Annotated in this window: 17 protein-coding genes and 1 pseudogene; 16 read left to right on the top strand and 2 right to left on the bottom strand. The window is 36.0% G+C overall.

The window, feature by feature from the left end; all coding sequences use genetic code 11:
- From BUA82_RS04550 to BUA82_RS04540, 3 genes are all read left to right on the top strand, one after another.
- Window positions 1–842, top strand: an 842-nt coding sequence (locus BUA82_RS04550; RefSeq protein WP_423230438.1) for a Mu transposase domain-containing protein, incomplete at its 5' end; no start/stop codon positions are given.
- Window positions 839–1,597: an IS21-like element helper ATPase IstB gene (gene istB, locus BUA82_RS04545; protein WP_073005054.1), complete on the top strand. Its 759-nt coding sequence runs from the start codon at window positions 839–841 to the stop codon at window positions 1,595–1,597. The genes BUA82_RS04550 and istB, both read left to right, overlap by 4 nt.
- A complete protein-coding gene (locus tag BUA82_RS04540) occupies window positions 1,597–2,034 on the top strand; it encodes a hypothetical protein (protein WP_073005053.1) in 438 nt (145 codons plus the stop codon). The genes istB and BUA82_RS04540 overlap by 1 nt, the downstream gene beginning before the upstream one ends.
- Before the next feature lie 398 nt (window positions 2,035–2,432).
- Here BUA82_RS04540 and BUA82_RS04535 read toward each other — a convergent pair whose 3' ends face one another.
- A complete protein-coding gene (locus BUA82_RS04535) occupies window positions 2,433–2,768 on the bottom strand; it encodes a winged helix-turn-helix transcriptional regulator (RefSeq protein WP_073005052.1) in 336 nt (111 codons plus the stop codon).
- Between the two features lie 140 nt (window positions 2,769–2,908).
- Here BUA82_RS04535 and BUA82_RS04530 point away from each other — a divergent pair, with 140 nt between their 5' ends.
- Both BUA82_RS04530 and BUA82_RS04525 read left to right on the top strand, forming a co-directional pair.
- The gene (locus BUA82_RS04530; RefSeq protein ID WP_073005051.1) at window positions 2,909–3,898 is read left to right on the top strand and encodes a zinc-binding dehydrogenase; all 990 of its coding nucleotides are present in this window, start codon (window positions 2,909–2,911) and stop codon (window positions 3,896–3,898) included.
- Between the two features lie 381 nt (window positions 3,899–4,279).
- Complete coding sequence (locus BUA82_RS04525; protein WP_073005050.1) at window positions 4,280–4,651, top strand: four-helix bundle copper-binding protein; 372 nt, start codon at window positions 4,280–4,282, stop codon at window positions 4,649–4,651.
- 72 nt (window positions 4,652–4,723) lie between these two features.
- Here BUA82_RS04525 and BUA82_RS04520 read toward each other — a convergent pair whose 3' ends face one another.
- Window positions 4,724–5,314 carry a TetR/AcrR family transcriptional regulator gene (locus BUA82_RS04520; protein WP_073005049.1) on the bottom strand — a complete coding sequence of 197 codons (591 nt, stop codon included), beginning with the start codon at window positions 5,312–5,314 and terminating at the stop codon, window positions 4,724–4,726.
- A 279-nt stretch (window positions 5,315–5,593) separates the two neighbouring features.
- On the opposite strand from BUA82_RS04520, the gene BUA82_RS04515 reads away from it, so the two are divergent.
- The 11 genes and pseudogenes from BUA82_RS04515 (at window position 5,594) to BUA82_RS04475 (ending at window position 17,067) form a co-directional block, all read left to right on the top strand.
- A complete protein-coding gene (locus tag BUA82_RS04515; protein ID WP_073005048.1) occupies window positions 5,594–6,352 on the top strand; it encodes an ATP-binding protein in 759 nt (252 codons plus the stop codon).
- 26 nt (window positions 6,353–6,378) lie between these two features.
- Window positions 6,379–7,596, top strand: coding sequence for a 2-hydroxyacyl-CoA dehydratase family protein (locus BUA82_RS04510; protein WP_073005046.1), 1,218 nt, complete (start codon window positions 6,379–6,381; stop codon window positions 7,594–7,596).
- Window positions 7,597–9,165, top strand: a complete 1,569-nt coding sequence (locus BUA82_RS04505) for a 2-hydroxyacyl-CoA dehydratase family protein (protein WP_073005044.1) — start codon at window positions 7,597–7,599, stop codon at window positions 9,163–9,165.
- 24 nt (window positions 9,166–9,189) lie between these two features.
- Complete coding sequence (locus tag BUA82_RS04500) at window positions 9,190–9,987, top strand: acyl-CoA dehydratase activase (protein WP_073005042.1); 798 nt, start codon at window positions 9,190–9,192, stop codon at window positions 9,985–9,987.
- 17 nt (window positions 9,988–10,004) lie between these two features.
- Complete coding sequence (locus BUA82_RS20610) at window positions 10,005–10,160, top strand: hypothetical protein (RefSeq protein ID WP_178140685.1); 156 nt, start codon at window positions 10,005–10,007, stop codon at window positions 10,158–10,160.
- A 17-nt stretch (window positions 10,161–10,177) separates the two neighbouring features.
- Complete coding sequence (locus BUA82_RS04495; RefSeq protein ID WP_073005040.1) at window positions 10,178–10,891, top strand: hypothetical protein; 714 nt, start codon at window positions 10,178–10,180, stop codon at window positions 10,889–10,891.
- Window positions 10,892–10,920: 29 nt separating this feature from the next.
- Window positions 10,921–13,185, top strand: coding sequence for an oxidoreductase (locus BUA82_RS04490; protein WP_073005037.1), 2,265 nt, complete (start codon window positions 10,921–10,923; stop codon window positions 13,183–13,185).
- Window positions 13,186–13,499: 314 nt separating this feature from the next.
- Window positions 13,500–13,640, top strand: a complete 141-nt coding sequence (locus BUA82_RS20605) for a hypothetical protein (protein WP_178140684.1) — start codon at window positions 13,500–13,502, stop codon at window positions 13,638–13,640.
- 12 nt (window positions 13,641–13,652) lie between these two features.
- Window positions 13,653–13,766, top strand: a pseudogene (locus BUA82_RS21210) (hypothetical protein); the annotation flags it as partial.
- The gene (locus BUA82_RS04480) at window positions 13,763–16,141 is read left to right on the top strand and encodes an excinuclease ABC subunit UvrA (protein WP_073005035.1); all 2,379 of its coding nucleotides are present in this window, start codon (window positions 13,763–13,765) and stop codon (window positions 16,139–16,141) included. The pseudogene BUA82_RS21210 and the gene BUA82_RS04480, both read left to right, overlap by 4 nt.
- Window positions 16,138–17,067, top strand: coding sequence for a serine hydrolase domain-containing protein (locus BUA82_RS04475; RefSeq protein WP_073005033.1), 930 nt, complete (start codon window positions 16,138–16,140; stop codon window positions 17,065–17,067). Before BUA82_RS04480 ends, BUA82_RS04475 begins: the two co-directional genes overlap by 4 nt.
- Window positions 17,068–17,172: the final 105 nt, after the last annotated feature.

Raw genomic sequence — 17,172 nt, 5'->3', positions numbered from 1 at the left:
CCAATGCTTGTCTACCCATGAGACCCAGAACAAAAGGGAAAATTGAAAAGCCATTTCAGTATTTAGAAGAGCAGTTTTTTAAAGGTAGCAGCTTTGACAGTATGGATGATCTAAATGAGAAGTTAAAAGAGTTTATGAATACTTGGAATAAGAAAATAAACGGCACAACAAAAAGCACTCCTACTGAAATGTATGAGGAAGAGAAGAAATTTTTAGGTCCATTTAAGGAAAAAATCATTGTCGATTCAGAACTAGAAACAAGAACTGTAAGTACCGATTCTTTCGTTATAGTAGGTACAAACAGATATAGCATCCCTGTAAAGCATGTGGACAAGTTAGTTAAAATAAGGGTTGTTTATGGATATATACTTGAAATTTATGATTTCGATTTAAGGCTTATCAAGAGGTATAAAATAATTCAAGGCAGGTATGAAAAGATTGAGGATAAAGAAGACTATACAGCTATTGCACAAAAGGTTCCATCCTCAATTCCAGAAATACGAAGGGTTTTTGAGAAAACCTTCGTTTACGGCAGTGAGTTCTATAAACTTACTTCTAAAATAACAAAGCAACCACATTTTCACGCAAGAGAGCTTTTAAAGCTCAGGGAGTTATACTCAGTTGAAGACCTAGATATTATACTAAAACACTGCATTGAGTCTAATATACTTAAAATTGATGGAGTTAAAGCACTAATTAAAGATAAATATCTAGAGCTAATAATCGAACATGAAAAGTTAGAACTTAAGCTTAAAGAAAGTAAAAAGGATAGATACAGCCTAAAAAATGAAAAGGCTATAATTAGAGACCTTTCTTACTATGACAAAGGAGGTCAAAATTGAAAATCAACAAAGGCATAGATATAGAAATTCAAAGACTTCTAAAACAATTTAAGCTTCCAGATATACATAACAAATATGAGGAAGCCATAGAATCAGCGATTAAAGAGAAGTTAAGTTATAGGGAGTTATTGTACAATCTCCTGATCTTAGAAGAACAAGGAAAGAAGGAAAGGTTAAGAATAAAAAACATTAAGAATGCTAACTTTGATGGGAATAAGACCATCGATGATTTTGACTTCGCATTTGCTAAAAGTATAAACCAAGATAAAATAAGAGATCTTGCTACACTAAGATTTATAGAAAAAAGAGAGAATATAGTTTTTATAGGACCTCCTGGTGTTGGTAAAAGTCATCTTTCAGAAGCCATTGGAATGAGAGCCTGTGAAGAAGGAAAAACAGTTCTTTTTGCTAATGCAATTGACTTAATGGAGGACTTATCTAGTGCAGTGAGAAATGGAACTTTAAAACAAAAATTCTCGAAGCTATTGAAGATAGATTTATTAATAATTGACGACATTGGTTACTTAAAAATGGATAAAGAAAAAGAGAGCCTATTTTTTCAGCTAATCCGACAAAGATACGAAAAAAAGTCTCTCATTGTAACAACAAATTTACCATTTAACCGATGGGATTATATATTCACCAGTGAACTTGCAGCAGCTGCAGTTCTCGATAGACTCCTACATCATTCTCACGTTATAAGTATAACAGGTGATAGCTTCAGGGTAAAGCAGAATTTTAGGGAGGGACAATAATGGCAGATATTAAGGTGGATTTTCCTGAGTTTGTTAATATATTCAACACTCAGGGGAAGGATGCAGCAAGGCTATTGGCCAGGGAAAAGTACAATCGCAGTTTTGAATACATACAAAGGAAAGTCCGTTACGAAAGTGACTACTATTTTGATAGGACATTAAGGAAATATAAAAATAAAGATAAAAACATAATTGAAGCAGATTTTATGAGTCTTGATGAACTAGACAACTATGGAACTCAAGCAGCTGTGACTAAAAGTAAAGAGCCCCTCCCGGGGCTTTCGAAAGATGAAAGCTTTGATCAGCTGATCAATGAGCTAATCAAAGATAGAATGTTAGAATTAAGCAAATATATCTCTATTAGCCATGAAACAAGGCAACTCACTGTTAAATCTAAAACTATAAAAAATGATGGCCTTAGCTTAATTATAATTTAACTGTGAGGGGGGTCAAATTTCAGTGTAAAAGGGGGTCAATTTTGCTTGACAATCTACAGTTAACATATGCTATAAATATATTCTTCAAAAAAACTACATTATAAAGTAACGATAACACATTAGAAAACAGAGATTTAAAAGACTGCCAATAAGAGTGGCTTTGAATTTTAAAGTATTGAATAAAGTTCAAAACTGCATATTACATAATAATAGAACTGTGGATTTTATGTAGATCCCGATGATAAAACGGCAGAGCCGGAAAAGACTACCCTGGATAAGGGCAGGGTTTGGGACGGCTTGCTCCAATAAGTAGTTTTTAAGATTTGACCGCAAGGGAAATTGTTAAAAATGTGCAAGTGTTAATACACTTGTACTGCTTGCCAGTTAGCGGAATACTGTTAGTTCTGAGGTTCTTGCTTTAGATGTTTCTCTCCCCATTCAGACATTAGTTCAAGGATTGGTGCAAGGGTTTCTCCATCTTTGGTAAGAGAGTATTCTACTTTTGGGGGAACCTCATTATACTGTTCGCGATGCACTAATCCATCTGACTCCAATTCCTTGAGTTGTTTGCTTAATGTTCTATGAGCGATGGGGTGTAATTCGTCCCATAGTCTGTTGTAACGAATCACTTTGGATTTATAAAGCTTATACAAAATGACCCACTTCCATTTCCCCTCAATTTTTGAAATCGTATAATATATTGGGCAGTTTCCGAATTTAATATTAAAATCCATTTTCCACACTCCTATACTTACAAAAAGGTTAGTATATAACATAAATGTTCATACTTGTACAACGTATCACTATCATATACACTTTAAATGCAAACGTCAATAATACTTATCATAATTAGCAAGATATAGGAGGTCTTATTATGAAAACCGTTATACATACAGGTATGCGAGGAATAAATGGTCTGCAATATACAACTCAAAAAGATAAGCTGCCGGGAAAAGGCGAAGTGAAAGTAAGATTAAAGGTAGCAGGATTGAATCATAGAGATTTATTTCTTATGGATAAGCGAACAGAACAAGATTCACCCTTAATTCTTGGTTCAGATGGGGCGGGAATTATTGAAGCCATTGGCGAAGGAGTAAACAATCTGACCATAGGAACGGAAGTAATTATAAACCCTTGCATAGGTTGGGAGAAAACGGATCAAGTACCCACTGCTCTTGAGATATTAGGTGGACCTACCAATGGTACTTTTGCTGAATCTGTTATTGTACCTCAACAAAATGCTATTCCTAAACCAACATACTTGTCTTGGGAGGAGGCGGGAGTACTATCATTATCGGCCCTCACTGCCTATCGGGCATTATTTACTAAGGGAGATTTACGACAAGGACAGCATGTGCTTATTCCGGGTATTGGTGGTGGGGTTGCTACTTTTGCCACACTTATGGCGTCTGCAATAGGGGCAATAGTAAGTGTGACATCAAGAAGTGACGTTAAGCGTCAAAAAGCCCTTCAATTACCAATAGCTCAAGTATTCGACAGCCATAGCAACTGGAAGGAATATTTAAAGACTGAATCTATAGACCTTATATTAGACAGTATTGGGCCAGCTACTTTCAGTAAGTACTTTGATGTTATTAAACCCAATGGAAAAATTGTTATGTTCGGAGCAAGTTCAGGGGATGAAATTACGATACCAGCAAGAGCAGTATTCTTTCCGCAAATTAATATTGTTGGTACTTCCATGGGGAGTAGTGAAGAATTTATAGCAATGCTTGAATTTATGGAGAAACATACACTTCGCCCTATTGTAGATATTGTCTATCCCTTAAAAGAAACAGCTCTAGCTTTTCAGCGAATGGAACGAGGTGAACAATTTGGTAATATCGCTATTTTGATAGATTAAGGTTTAAAGGATTCCGTTAAACTAGCGGCTGATAGTCTAAATTAATCTTACGTATCCCTCTCCCCTTGTGAGATTTACCAGCGCAAGATAATGAGTTGGAGTTTATTGGATGTGTGGACTACAGTAAATAATTTAATGCATAATAAACTGACAGCATAATCTAAATAATGCAGTTAAAAGATGAAATGAATCAGCTCAAATCAAGCAGGCTGGTTCATTATTTTTATAAATAAATATCTGTGATTGATAAAGTAGTTTCTAGGTAATCAACACTAGCATCTTTAGGAGTTAGTAAAACGAGAATAAGAGAATAATAATCCTAAAAATAATGGGGACAATAATGTATGTAAAAATAATCTTATTTTTAGGAGGGATAAAATTATGCCAGCGACAATGTATATGCCAGCAGTGTCACTTATGCCAGGAGGAAATCCAAACCAATCATGTATAGATGCATGCTCAAAATGTGCTCAAATATGTGAAGAATGTTTCAATCTGTGTTTACAAGAAGCTGATGTAAAAGCAAGAATGAACTGTATAAAAACCCTTCAGGATTGTGCTGAAATCTGCTCTACAGCAGCATGTTATATGTCTAGGGAAAGCGGCAATGCAAAGGATATATGTAATATTTGTGCAACTATTTGTGACAGATGTGCTTCTGAATGTAATATGTTTAAAGATCAGCATTGTCAAACATGTGCAGATACTTGCAGAAACTGTGCTGATGAATGCAGGAGAATGGCAGGTATGTAATAATTAACTTAAAAAACAGCTTCTCATCAAGCTAGCGAAGCTGTTTTTTTCATAAGATAGTTGTTCTATTGCTTAAATATTTTTATAAGAACTCATGATTTTTTCAATATCTGATGTCCAAACATCTACAAGGTTAGTCGTACCCCGTTTTAAACACCAATCGAAGATATTTCCTCTAGCAGTTCTATTAATAAATTCGGATAACTCATAGACATCAGTATCTATAATTTCTTTTTCATTAAGGGCTAGTTTTAAAAGCTCGATTAATTTTAAGTGAACAAGCCTATTGGGGGAAATTGTATATTGGCTTTCATCCATAAGAATTTGTATATAACTATTTGAAATGAAATTATATCCTAAAGACTGTACTAGTGTCGCTTCAGAATTATTAAGTCCGATAATTGCATCTATATAAGAATCAAAGCTCTTTTTTTTATAATCTTCAATGATTAATGAATCAATACTGTTATAAGAATATTTGATCATCATGTCTTTTGATTTAAAATAATGATAAAAAGCTCCCACAGACACATTAGCTTCCTTGCATATATCAGTTATTTTTATTGAATCATAAGAAGTGTTTTTTAATAATTTCATAGCAGCTTCAGATATTCTTAATTTAGTTTCAATAGCTTGCTTTTGTCGAGATGTTAGTTCTTTCATAGTAGACCTCCATCATGTAATATCTATTTTTAGATTAACATATCATTATTGAAAATTTCCATGTTTAAGGTTAACAGTAATATATTATCATAAGCAATCTAAATTGCAAATTTTGATAATTGATAAAAAATAAACAAAACCACATCAAGGATATTAAAACAGGTTAAAACATAAATTCAAAATATTGACTGTCTAAATATGTATGTTATAATTAAATTAATTAACCGAATTATATTCGGTGAAATTAGTTCTATTAAATATACAGGAGGTAGATTCATAATGGAACCAACCATTATAGCCCTCACCGGTAAAGGCGGCGTTGGGAAGACAAGTATTTCGGCCACAATTGTGAAAATATTAACAGAAAGATACCCGGATAAAAAGATTTTGGCAATTGATGCGGACCCAGCTATTGGACTAGCTACGGCACTGGGGGTAACACCTAAAATAACATTAAATGATATTAGAAGTGAAATTATTGAGTCTGTAGAAAATGGAAACACAAAAGATGCCATGGAGCTAGTAAGCGAATCCAGGTACAAAATATTTGAGGCCATAGTTCAAAGGGATGGATTTGCATTTTTAGCTATTGGCAGGCCTGAAGCTCAGGGGTGTTATTGCAGAATAAATTCTTATCTTAAAAATGTAATTGAAATGATAAGCAGCCAATTTGATTATGTTGTCATCGATGGAGAAGCAGGTATAGAACAAATAAACAGGAGGGTAATGCAAAAAGTAACCCATTTACTCCTTATATCAGATGTAAGTAGAAAGGGTATAGAAGTGATAAAGACCATTCGTGAAGTAGCTGAAGAAATGGTGGAATTTGACAGGGTGGGCGTTTTACTTAACAGAATTGAAGATATGTCTGTAATAAATGAAATAAACACAGGAGAAATTGAACTTTTAGGTGTTATTCCTAGGGATAAAAATATTTTACACTATGACATTGGTGGAAGAAACTTTATGGAGTTACCTAATGATACTGATGTGGTTTTAGAACTGGAAAAGGCTCTAGAAAAGTTCAATGTTATTTAAAAATTAAATGAAAGGGGGATACAGCTATGAAGGATTTAAAGCATATGATTTTCTTTGAAAGTCTCCTGCAAGATGCTAATAATGATTTAGTAAGAAAAGCAAAAAGTGAAGGAAGACACCCCATTGGATATACCTGTTTTCACGTGCCTGAAGTACTTATGAATCTTGGAAGCTGCTTTTCAGTAAGATTAAGAGCACCTAACATGGGGTCAACAGAAATTGCCACGTATTATATGGCAAATAGCGCATGTGAATATTCCCGTGCCCTTTTAGAAAGGTCCATTGAAGGCAACTATAAGTTTCTAGATGGGTTATTAGGAGTAGATGTGTGTGAACCTATGAATCGCTGCATGGAAAACATGGAGATACTGGGTACATGCGGTACAGACAATGATAAGTTTGTAAAATGTTATCTTGATTTACCCTATTCAGATGATGAGGATTGCGTAATTCACTTGGAGGAACAAGTTACAAGAAAAATTCTAAAGCCTTTAAATGAAAATTATGGTGTAGATATTTCAGATGAAGCTATAAGACAAGCTGTGGAGGAGTTTAATGAGGTATGCAGGATCATTACTGAAATGGGGGAAATGAAAACTGAAAAGATTCCTGTTATCACAGGAAGTGAGTTCCATAAAATAGTTTTATGCACCTATGTATGTCCTAAAAAAGATATTTTACCATATTTGAGAGAAACCCTAGAGGAGCTTAAGACTAGGCAGCCAGATACAAAAAATAAATACAAGGCTAGAGTAGTGGTGGTGGGTTCTGAAATTGATGATCCGGATATGATTGAATTAATTGAAGAAGCGGGAGCTTTAGTAGTGGCAGATAGATTTTGTTACGGTTCCATACCTGGAAGATCAGAAATTAAATTAACCAGAGATGAACCTGCATTAACTCAAATTATTAGAAAAAACTTACGGGATACGGAATGTCCAAGGCATTGTTCAGAACACAAGATGCAGTATAGGAAAGATCATGTAAAAGAACTTGTAGAGCATTTCCATGCAGATGGAGCCATCTATGAGCAAATGAAGTTCTGTACTTATTGGTCCTATGAAAGAACCCTGGCAAGTCATATTATGCCAGAAGAATACGGAGTTCAGGTTTTATCCATAGATAGACCTTATAGAAGTATAGGAAGCGGCCAATTAAGAACTAGAGTACAAGCTTTTGTAGAAAGTTTAGAGATTAAAAAGATTAAGGCTAAAAGATTGCAAGAAAGTGGGGAGGTGAAATAGATGGAAAGTGAAATTAAAGAAGTAAAAGGTTTAGGAAGATTTTATAACAAAGATAGTAGAACCTTTAGAAAGCGTGAATGGAAAGGTTTTAAGGATACTATGTATGATTACGGACGTTGGCTTAAGTTATATGGCTATATGACAGTGCGTCTAGGTGCACATCCAATATTAATGATAAAAGCCCTTAAGAGATATAGGTGGATGGTTTCTTTTTTAACAGCTTCTAATATGATAGATAAGCATACCCTAGGTTTAAGAGGAAAGGAACTTAGATATGCCCATGAACAATTTTTTTCTTTAGTGCATAGCTCTGTGGATTGCGTGGCCACCATGATTGTGAGAGATAAACATATCCGTCCTAACAGTAAAAAAGCAGCTAAACTTAGAGAAAAAACCATTATGTTTGATGAAATGACACCTAAATTTATTATGGCTGGATTTCCTACCCTAAAGTGGGTGGATATTGCAATGCTTGCGGTAGGTATGCCTAGTGAAATAGATCAATCAGCCAATCCATATTATATCGATGTGGTGGAGCATTTTGGTTTAGCGCCGGATTTATGTCCATTTCCTGCTACGGAATCAGGTGTGGCTGTAGCTGATGATTATCCCATAGTAGGTAAAACCTATATCACAAGTTCTATGCCCTGTGATGGTTCTTTAGGACAGGTGGCCTTTATGACCAGATATCTTAAAGATATTCCTATTTTTCAAATTACTCCTCCTCAAAGATTTAAAGAGGAGCAGGTTCAAGACTATGCAGTGAAAAATCTTCAAGTTTGCATTGAGTTTATTGAAACCCATTACAACGTTAAATGGGACTGGGATTCATTTTGGAAAGGATGCCAAATGTACAATGAGGAAGTTCAGTGTATGTTAAATAAATGGGATGTGAACTGTACAGATTATCCTCAGGTTTGTAATGGAGCATTGGCACTTCAAAGGGAATATGAATTTATGGGCACCGGCTGTTTAGATCCATTTTTCTTAAAAACAGATCTTAAGGTGGATAAGATGATGAAAAAAGGTTATGAGCAAGACAGAAAAAATGATGCTAATAAACCAAAGTATAGAGCTATTGTATGGGCATGTCCAGCACACTATTATACCAATTTTACCTACTGGGCTCAGCATTGCTGGGGGGTAAAAACCATGGTCGACATGGAGTGCATGTTATCTCATCACTTTATGCATATAGGGGATAAAGATCAGGCTATGATAGATATGGCTAAAAGCTATGAAAAGATGATGATGAGGTCCCATACCAATGGCGGCTATGCAAATTCTCTTGATGAGTGCTGGAAGATGTGTGAAAAATTTAATGCCAATATTGTAATAATGTTTGACCACGTATCTTGTAAAAATGTGGGCGGACTACATGGACTTTTTGAAGAGCAAGCACGGGAACGTGGTATTCATATGATATGGATTCCTCATGATCTTATGGACGCGCGTACTGTATCTAGAAGAGAAATGAGAGAAGCTTTTAATAAATATATGATTAATGTGTTTAGAGAAAAGCCATTGGACCCAACTCTAGTGGACTATGAAGATACTTTGGCTTGGTAATAAATAAAAATATTGGAGGTTATCATGAAATATTTTGGCGGATGTGACGTAGGATCTACTTATACTAAGGCAGTAATCCTAGATGAAGATGGAAAAATAGTAGCAAGTACAACTATTAGAAGTAAAATTAATAGTGCTGAAAGTGCAGAATTAGCAATGAATGAAGTTATTTCTAAAGCAGAGGTAGTAAATAAACTTGAGGATTTAGAGTATATAATAGGAACAGGATATGGAAGGAATAAAGTTCCACAGGCACAAGAAAATATCTCTGAAATTTCTTGTCATGCCATGGGGGTATATGTAACTGATCCTAGTGTAAAAGCCATTATCGATATAGGAGGACAAGACGTTAAGGGAATTGCCATAGATGATGATGGAACGGTATTATCCTTTGCCATGAATGATAAATGTGCAGCAGGAACCGGTAGATTTTTTGAAGCCATGGCAAGAGCTTTTGAATGTACCCTGGATGAGTTTTCAGAAATATCATTATCCACACAAAATGTAATTCCTATTACTTCTCAATGTACAGTGTTTGCTGAGTCAGAAGTTATTACACTTGTGGGGGAGGGAAAACCAAAAGAGGAAATTGCAGCTGGAATTCAACAAGCAGTGGCTAAGAGATGTTTTATTATGGCTAAAAAGGCTGGAGCCAAAGATAATATCACCTTAACAGGTGGCTGTGCTAAAAATAAGGGGTTAAAAAAGGCTATAGAAAAGGTTTTAAGAATAAAAGTAATGGATCTTCCAGTGGACCCGCAGATTATGGGAGCCTTGGGAGCTGCAGAATATGCAAGACAAAAAGGTCTTAGCTTATTATAAAGTGATGGAGGAGTGTAATGAAAGCACTGATTATTATTTTGATTATCCTTGCAGTATTGTTTGTATTAACCTTTGTAACCTATATTACCAATGGTGATGGTAAGCTAATAGAAAAAATATATAACAGCTTAATAGAGATGCATGATAAAAAAGAAGTGGAAGAAAAAATATAAAAACGTGGATGGGATATATGAAAGTTTATGATAATGTTATTAAGGAAACCTTAGATATTCTAAAGGATTATGAAGGTAGAGAACTTAAAGTTAATAATGATGTAACATGGAACTGTCTTAGGAATAATGAATTTTTAATGGAACGAGAAGTTGCTTTTGAACTTGGAGATAGAATTAATCCCTGTACAGTTTATAATTGTTTAACCAGTAATTATGAATTAATAAATGATGATCGCATATTGCTATATGGTAAGGATTTAAAGGAAATTAAAGAGAATACTAATTTTTCAAGAATTACATTTATGAATGTAGACCAGGTTCAAGATCCTAATAAAGCTTATATTGGAATAAAGCGGCTAGAGTATGAAAGGTTCAAAGTGGTTCCAGAAGGATATATGATTCTTTCATCTAGCATAGAAAATAAGGAAAATGTCCGTGTTAGTAAAAAGGCAGTTAAAAAGGGGATAAGTTTTGAAACTATAGGAAATCTCTTTATTAATCATTATAAGAAAATAGAGGGTGTAAATAATGTATGGATGATTTTCTTGGTGGGTGATTATCCCTTCATTCATAAGCTTGTGGAAAAGAGCATGGAAGTAGATGCTATTACCAATGCCTTTGATCATATATTGAAAAATGTTATCGTTGACTGTGAACATTGTCCATTGACGGTAATATGTGAAGATATTGAGGCTTTGAGAGAGCTCCATTTTAATGTTAAGAAAGAGTAAGAAAAATAAATATATTTTTGGGGGTAAATATGAGTACTTTAAAAACAGATAGTCTTGTTCAAAAATTAGTTGACAGCTATGGTGATTGGTTTATAGAGCATCCAGAAGATGCAAGGGAAATCACTGGGGAATTATATCCTTTTGATAATATTTTTTCTCCAATTACCATAAACAGTGTGAAGGTTAAAAATAGATTGGTTATGGCACCCATGGGAAATTTACAGATGTGTGAAGAAAGTGGACGTCCTAATAATAAGATGATTGAATATTTTACTGAACGTGCAAAAGGTGGAACTGGGCTTTTGACCACAGGATTAATTCCAATTTCTCATGGGGTAGATCCAACGGTTACTGAGCCAGGGAAGTTATCTTATTTTCCAAGGATAGATAGAACAAGAACCAACTTGGTAGGATGGAGAGATTTAGCAACAAGTGTTCATGCCTATGACTCGAAAATATTTATACAATTGACACCTGGCCTTGGCAGGGTTGGTGCACCCATGTGCCTTATAAATGATAAAAAACTGCCAGTTTCAGCATCTTGGAATAAGAATTTTTATATTCCAGCTATTCCATGTGTACGTCTATCCGATAGAAAACTGAACACTATTATTAAAAATGGAGCACAGGCGGCTTTAGATGCAAAATGTCAGGGCATTGATGGGGTATATCTACATGGACATGAAGGTTATTTGTTAGAACAGATGACTAATCCAGCCTTTAATCGCCGTAAAATGGGAAAATATTCAGACCCATATAGATTTGGAGTGGATTTAGTTAAGGGGATAAGAGAAAAGGTAGGTCCACATTATCCAATTATGTATAGGATAGATTTGTCCCTTGCTTTAAACGAAACCTACAAGGATATTGAAAAGATGCCTACCTTGCGCAAATTTATCAATGGAAGAACCATTGATGATACATTAAAATTTATGGAAGCCTTAGTGAAGGCAGGGGTGGATTGTTTTGATGTGGATCTTGGCTGTTATGATAACTGGTGGCTGCCACATCCACCTGCAGGAATGCCAGCTGGCTGCTTTAAATTAATATCCAAGGCTGCAAAAGATTATTTTAATAAAAACAATATTAAAACCAATAAAGGTCAGGATGTGGTAATTGTTGCAGTGGGAAAGCTTGGATATCCAGATTTGGCAGAAGAGGTAATTAGAGATGGCATGGCTGATATGGTAATGCTAGGGCGTCCCTTACTTGCTGATGCTTATTGGCCAAATAAATTATATAATAATAAAATTGAAGATATCCGTCCTTGTATTGGTTGTCAAGAAGGTTGCGTAAATGAGTTTGTAGAAGGAGGACATATTCAATGTGCTGTAAATCCAAGATGCGGATTTGAGGACAAGTATTCTAAGGATTTAAAGGTAGAAAAACCTAAAACTATAGCCGTTATAGGTGCCGGTCCAGCAGGATGTGTTTTTGCAATTAATGCCGCTAAGAAGGGGCATAAGGTAACTTTATTTGAAGCAACGGATAAAATTGGTGGCAAGCTTATATCTGGTGGAGCTCCCATGGTTAAATTTGATATTAAGAATTATGTTTCTTATTTGAATTCTCAGCTTAACAAGGCTGAAAAAGAATATGGCTTAATTAAGAAGTTTAATACAAGAGTAAATATAGAGAGCATAAAAGATCAATTTGATGCAGTGGTGTTTGCCAATGGTGCCAGGGACATTGTTCCGCCCTTTGAAGGGTTAAAAAACACTCCTTATGCCATGGCTACAGATGCCCTGATAGACTCTTCCATTTTAGATGGAAAAGAGAAGATAGTAATTATAGGCGGTGGTGTGGTAGGAGTTGAAACCGCATATAAATTAGCCTATGAAAATAATAAAAAAGTAGATGTATTAGAAATGGCAGATAATTTTATGGATGGGGCATGTACAGCTAATCGTGGGCATTTATTAAATTATCTAAGATTAAATGATAAGGTAAATTTGTATAATGGCTGTCGTGTTGAAAAATTTGTAGATGGTAAGGTTATTGCAGCACAAAAGACCAGCAAACACTTACCAGATTCATATATTAGCTGGACTCCATTACTTCCTAAGAATACAGAAAATCCACTGGCAAAATCATCAGGAACAGAAACAAAGCAGGTTGCCATAGATGCTGATTTTGTATTACTTGCTCTAGGCTTTAAATCAGAAAATGACTTATATTATAAAGCTCTTAAAAATCATGTTGCACAAGAAATCTACTGCATCGGAGATTCCTTTAAACCAGCAAAAGTAATTGATGCTGTAAGAAGTGCTTATGCACTAGCAGTGGAAATTTAATTTATTAATAAATGAAAAGCCTCATTTTAACAGATGTTGTTAAAGTGAGGCTTTTATAATTGTAAAATAAGGTTATTTTATTATTTCCTGATATTAGGAATGTAAGCGTAAAAGTTTTGAAGATAGCAATGGTTGTATGATGAACAATATTCAGATTATAATTATATTAAGAATTTAAACATTTTTGAAGGAACGTATATAGGGGAAGTGGATGGAATAAGTAATACAGATACTGACTCTAGAGTAATGAAGCAAGTACCTTAATCAAGGGAACCTTAAAGAGCTCAGATGAAAGAAGTGATATAGCAAAAGGTGTGGATGAAACAGATGAGGTTGCTACTAAGGAGGTAAGAGACCCTAATGCAAAAGAAATAATTTCAGAAAGGGTTTCTGGATTAGATTTAAATGGTAGAATTCCTAAATATGATGGTAAGTCTATTCAAGGACATCATTAATATAGTGAAGAATTTAAATTAGAAGCAGTAAAAAGAATAGAGAGAACTAAGAAACCAGTTTCAAAGGTGGCTACAGATTTAGGAGTAAAGCCTACAACACTTCAAGGAGGGGGAATAATCGGGTGAAGGATTTTATTGAGATAAAGAATGCAAGGGTTAACAATCTGCGTGGTGTAGATGTAAGTATACCGAAGAATAAGCTTACCGTGATTACCGGTGTATCTGGAAGTGGAAAGTCGAGCCTTGCTTTTGACACATTGTATGAAGAGGGGAAGAAGAGATATCTGACTTTTTCAGGATCGCAGTTTATTATTGATAGGAAAGAGATTTTCGACAGTATTAACGGGCTATCACCTACGGTTGCAGTGGAACAGAGGATTATTAGACAGTCAAATCCAAGGAGCACAGTGGCCACTAGAATCAATCTTGATGCCATGCTGGCTGCGCTTTTTGCTCATTATGGAGTGATAGAAAATCAGTATGATGATGGTACTCCTCTTGAAATTGCGAACTTTCAGAAAGGTTCACTCAAAGGAATATGTACAAGATGTCGGGGAGCAGGAGCTATTTTTACTGTTGATGAAGAAGCAATATTTCAGGATATGGATGTAACAATCGAAAACCTTTTTGGAGGAAACCAGACTCACTATATCCATTTGTGTATGAGATTAGATAAAATTTATGGTGTAAGCAGGAAAAGGACCCTAAGGTCATTAAGTGAAGAGGAACTTCGTTTGTTCAAGTATGGAGATGGTGGGGGATTTGCCGGATATACTGGATTTATGGGAGTTATTCCATGGCTAATGGAAAGCTATAAATATCATAAGGGTCGTGGAAGGAATAACTGGATCACAGAACTTTCGTATATCGGTATGAAGACTTGTCCTAAATGTCAGGGAGTTGGGCTGGGAACCTTTGCTCTTCATACGAGAATTGGTGGGAAGACCATAAGGGAAATAGAAGAGATGTATATTGGAGATATATATGACTTCCTTAAAGCATATGGAGGTGGAAGGAATCAGCTTGTGGATAAAATTATGAAGCGTTTAGAGGGGCTCTCTGAGGTAGGGTTAAGCCACCTTTCTCTTTCTAGAAAGATTCCTACTCTGTCAGGAGGAGAACTGCAAAGGGTCTTTCTGGCTTCCTATATCATGGCAGCGATGGATTCCATTATTTTTGTATTCGATGAGCCTACCATAGGACTTCACGAAGTGGAGAAGGAAAGTCTGATTAAGCTTCTAAAGAGATTGGTGGAAGAAGGAAATACGGTTGTTGCAGTAGAACATGATGAAGGTTTTATGCGTAATGCTGATTATGTTATTGATATGGGACCGGGTGCAGGGATAAATGGTGGAAGAAAGATTTTTGAAGGAAGTTATGAAGATTTCCAGAGGTGCAAGGGTTCAAGAACCGCACCCTATCTTACGAAGGAAGCCGCATTTCCCATAAAGCAGGAATATAGAAGCATACAGGATAAAAACGTGTTGCGGATTGAGAATGCCAGTCTGCATAACTTGAAAAACTTAAGTGTAACCATTCCATTGGGCGTAATGGTTGGTATTGCAGGTGTATCCGGAAGCGGGAAGTCAAGTTTGATCTCAGATACTTTAGTTCCCAGGCTTAAGGAACTGCTGAAAAATAATTGTGTGATAGCGGGAGCAGATGATGAGGATGACAAGGCATCCGATGCACTTATTACAGGAACAGAGAATATTAAGGATTGCTTTATCATAGACCAGAGACCTATAGGAAGAAATAAAACCTCATGTCCAGCGACCTATATAGGCATTATGGATAGAATACGCAGCCTCTTTGCCGCAACAGATGGAGCAAAGGCCAAGGGTTGTACGGTTTCTATGTTTACTAGGAATTCAGATGGTGGCTGTCCGAGATGCAAGGGAGAAGGCATTCTGCATCATTATGTGGGATATGGAAGCTTTATTGACCTGATATGTGATGATTGTGAAGGGACGGGATATGTAGATAAAGCAAGAGCTATTCTGCTGGATAGTAAGAATATCTGTGATGTACTGAACATGAGCGTGGACGAAGCATCAAAGTTTTTTAAGGATAAGGATGAAGAGATATGTAATGTCCTAAATATCTTACAGGAAGTTGGTATGGGATACATTACTCTTGGACAATCTATACCGACTATTTCAGGAGGAGAGAGTCAAAGAATCAAGCTTGCAAAGGAACTTTCAGGAGGGAAGAAAGCTTCGAGAAAGAAAAGTAAAGGTTCTCTTTACATTCTCGATGAACCGACAACTGGTCTGTCTCTATATGATACTGAAAGATTGCTGATACTTCTGAATAAGCTAGTAGAGTGCGGAAATTCTGTAATCATTACAGAGCATGATGTACATATGCTGGCAAACTGTGATTATCTAATCGAGATGGGAAAAGGCGGCGGAAGAGAAGGCGGAGAGATTATTACGACTGGTACACCAAAGGAACTGAAAGAAAACAGTTTCTCACTGATAGGAAGGTATCTACCATGATAAAAGAACGGCAATTAGATGAATATATCAAAGAAAAGCAATATAGACTAGTCAACAGCGTCCTGATGTGGAAGGATGGCAGGATAATTCTAGAACGATATTACAATGGCTTTACAAAGGAAAGCAGGAACGTGATACGCTCTGTGGTAAAAAGCATTCTTTCCATTGTAGCAGGAATCTGTCTGGATAAAGGTTTTATCAATAGTCTGGATGAACCGGTATGCAGATATCTGGATGACTTTAATCAAGGACTCCATCCCTATCACAGAGGGATTACAATCAGGAATCTTTTGACGATGACCTCCGGTATTTATTGGGTAGGTGGTGTACATTATCATTGTCCACAACTTGCTGCTCTTCGTAAGAGCACGAACTGGGTGGAACACATTGCAGAAACGGATATGGCTCATGTACCTGGAACGAGATTCAATTACAGCGAGTTCGATGTAATTTTGCTCACTGCTGTTTTGGAGAGGGCGGTTGGTGGTGATATTTTTTCGTTTATCAACGATAATCTGTATAAACCTCTTCATATAAAAAGTGGTCCATGGTGGAGGAGCAGATGTGGAATTACATATAGCTGCGCGGATGCTGGGGAAGGAAATGGTGGGCAGAAGGAGAGCACATCCAATCTGACAGCACGTGAAATGCTAAGCTTAGGGCAGCTTTTCCTTCAGAAGGGTATATTTGAGGACAGACAAATTGTTTCAGGGAAGTATATTAAGGAAGCGACTTTAGCGTCAAAATGCAATCATGATTATGGATATCTGTGGTGGCTTGGAAATGATTTTTATGGGTGCAGGGGATTCGGCGGGCAGAATATCACTGTGGTGCCGGGACACAATCAAATATTTGTGATTCAGGCAACCCCTACTGCCAGGGGTAAAGAATATGACGATATTATCCAGTTGCTTAGAGAAAGTTGAAATTATTTCATAACTCCATGTATTCACTAACCAAGGCAATGTGATCCATGGCACCAGCTGGCTTTTTCTCTGTACGCCTGCGGTAGATTTCAATACATCAGCTGC

Source organism: Clostridium amylolyticum, from assembly GCF_900142075.1.
Taxonomy (GTDB): Bacteria; Bacillota; Clostridia; order Clostridiales; family Clostridiaceae; genus Clostridium_AA; species Clostridium_AA amylolyticum.
This window is presented reverse-complemented; position numbering and strand designations above follow the sequence as displayed.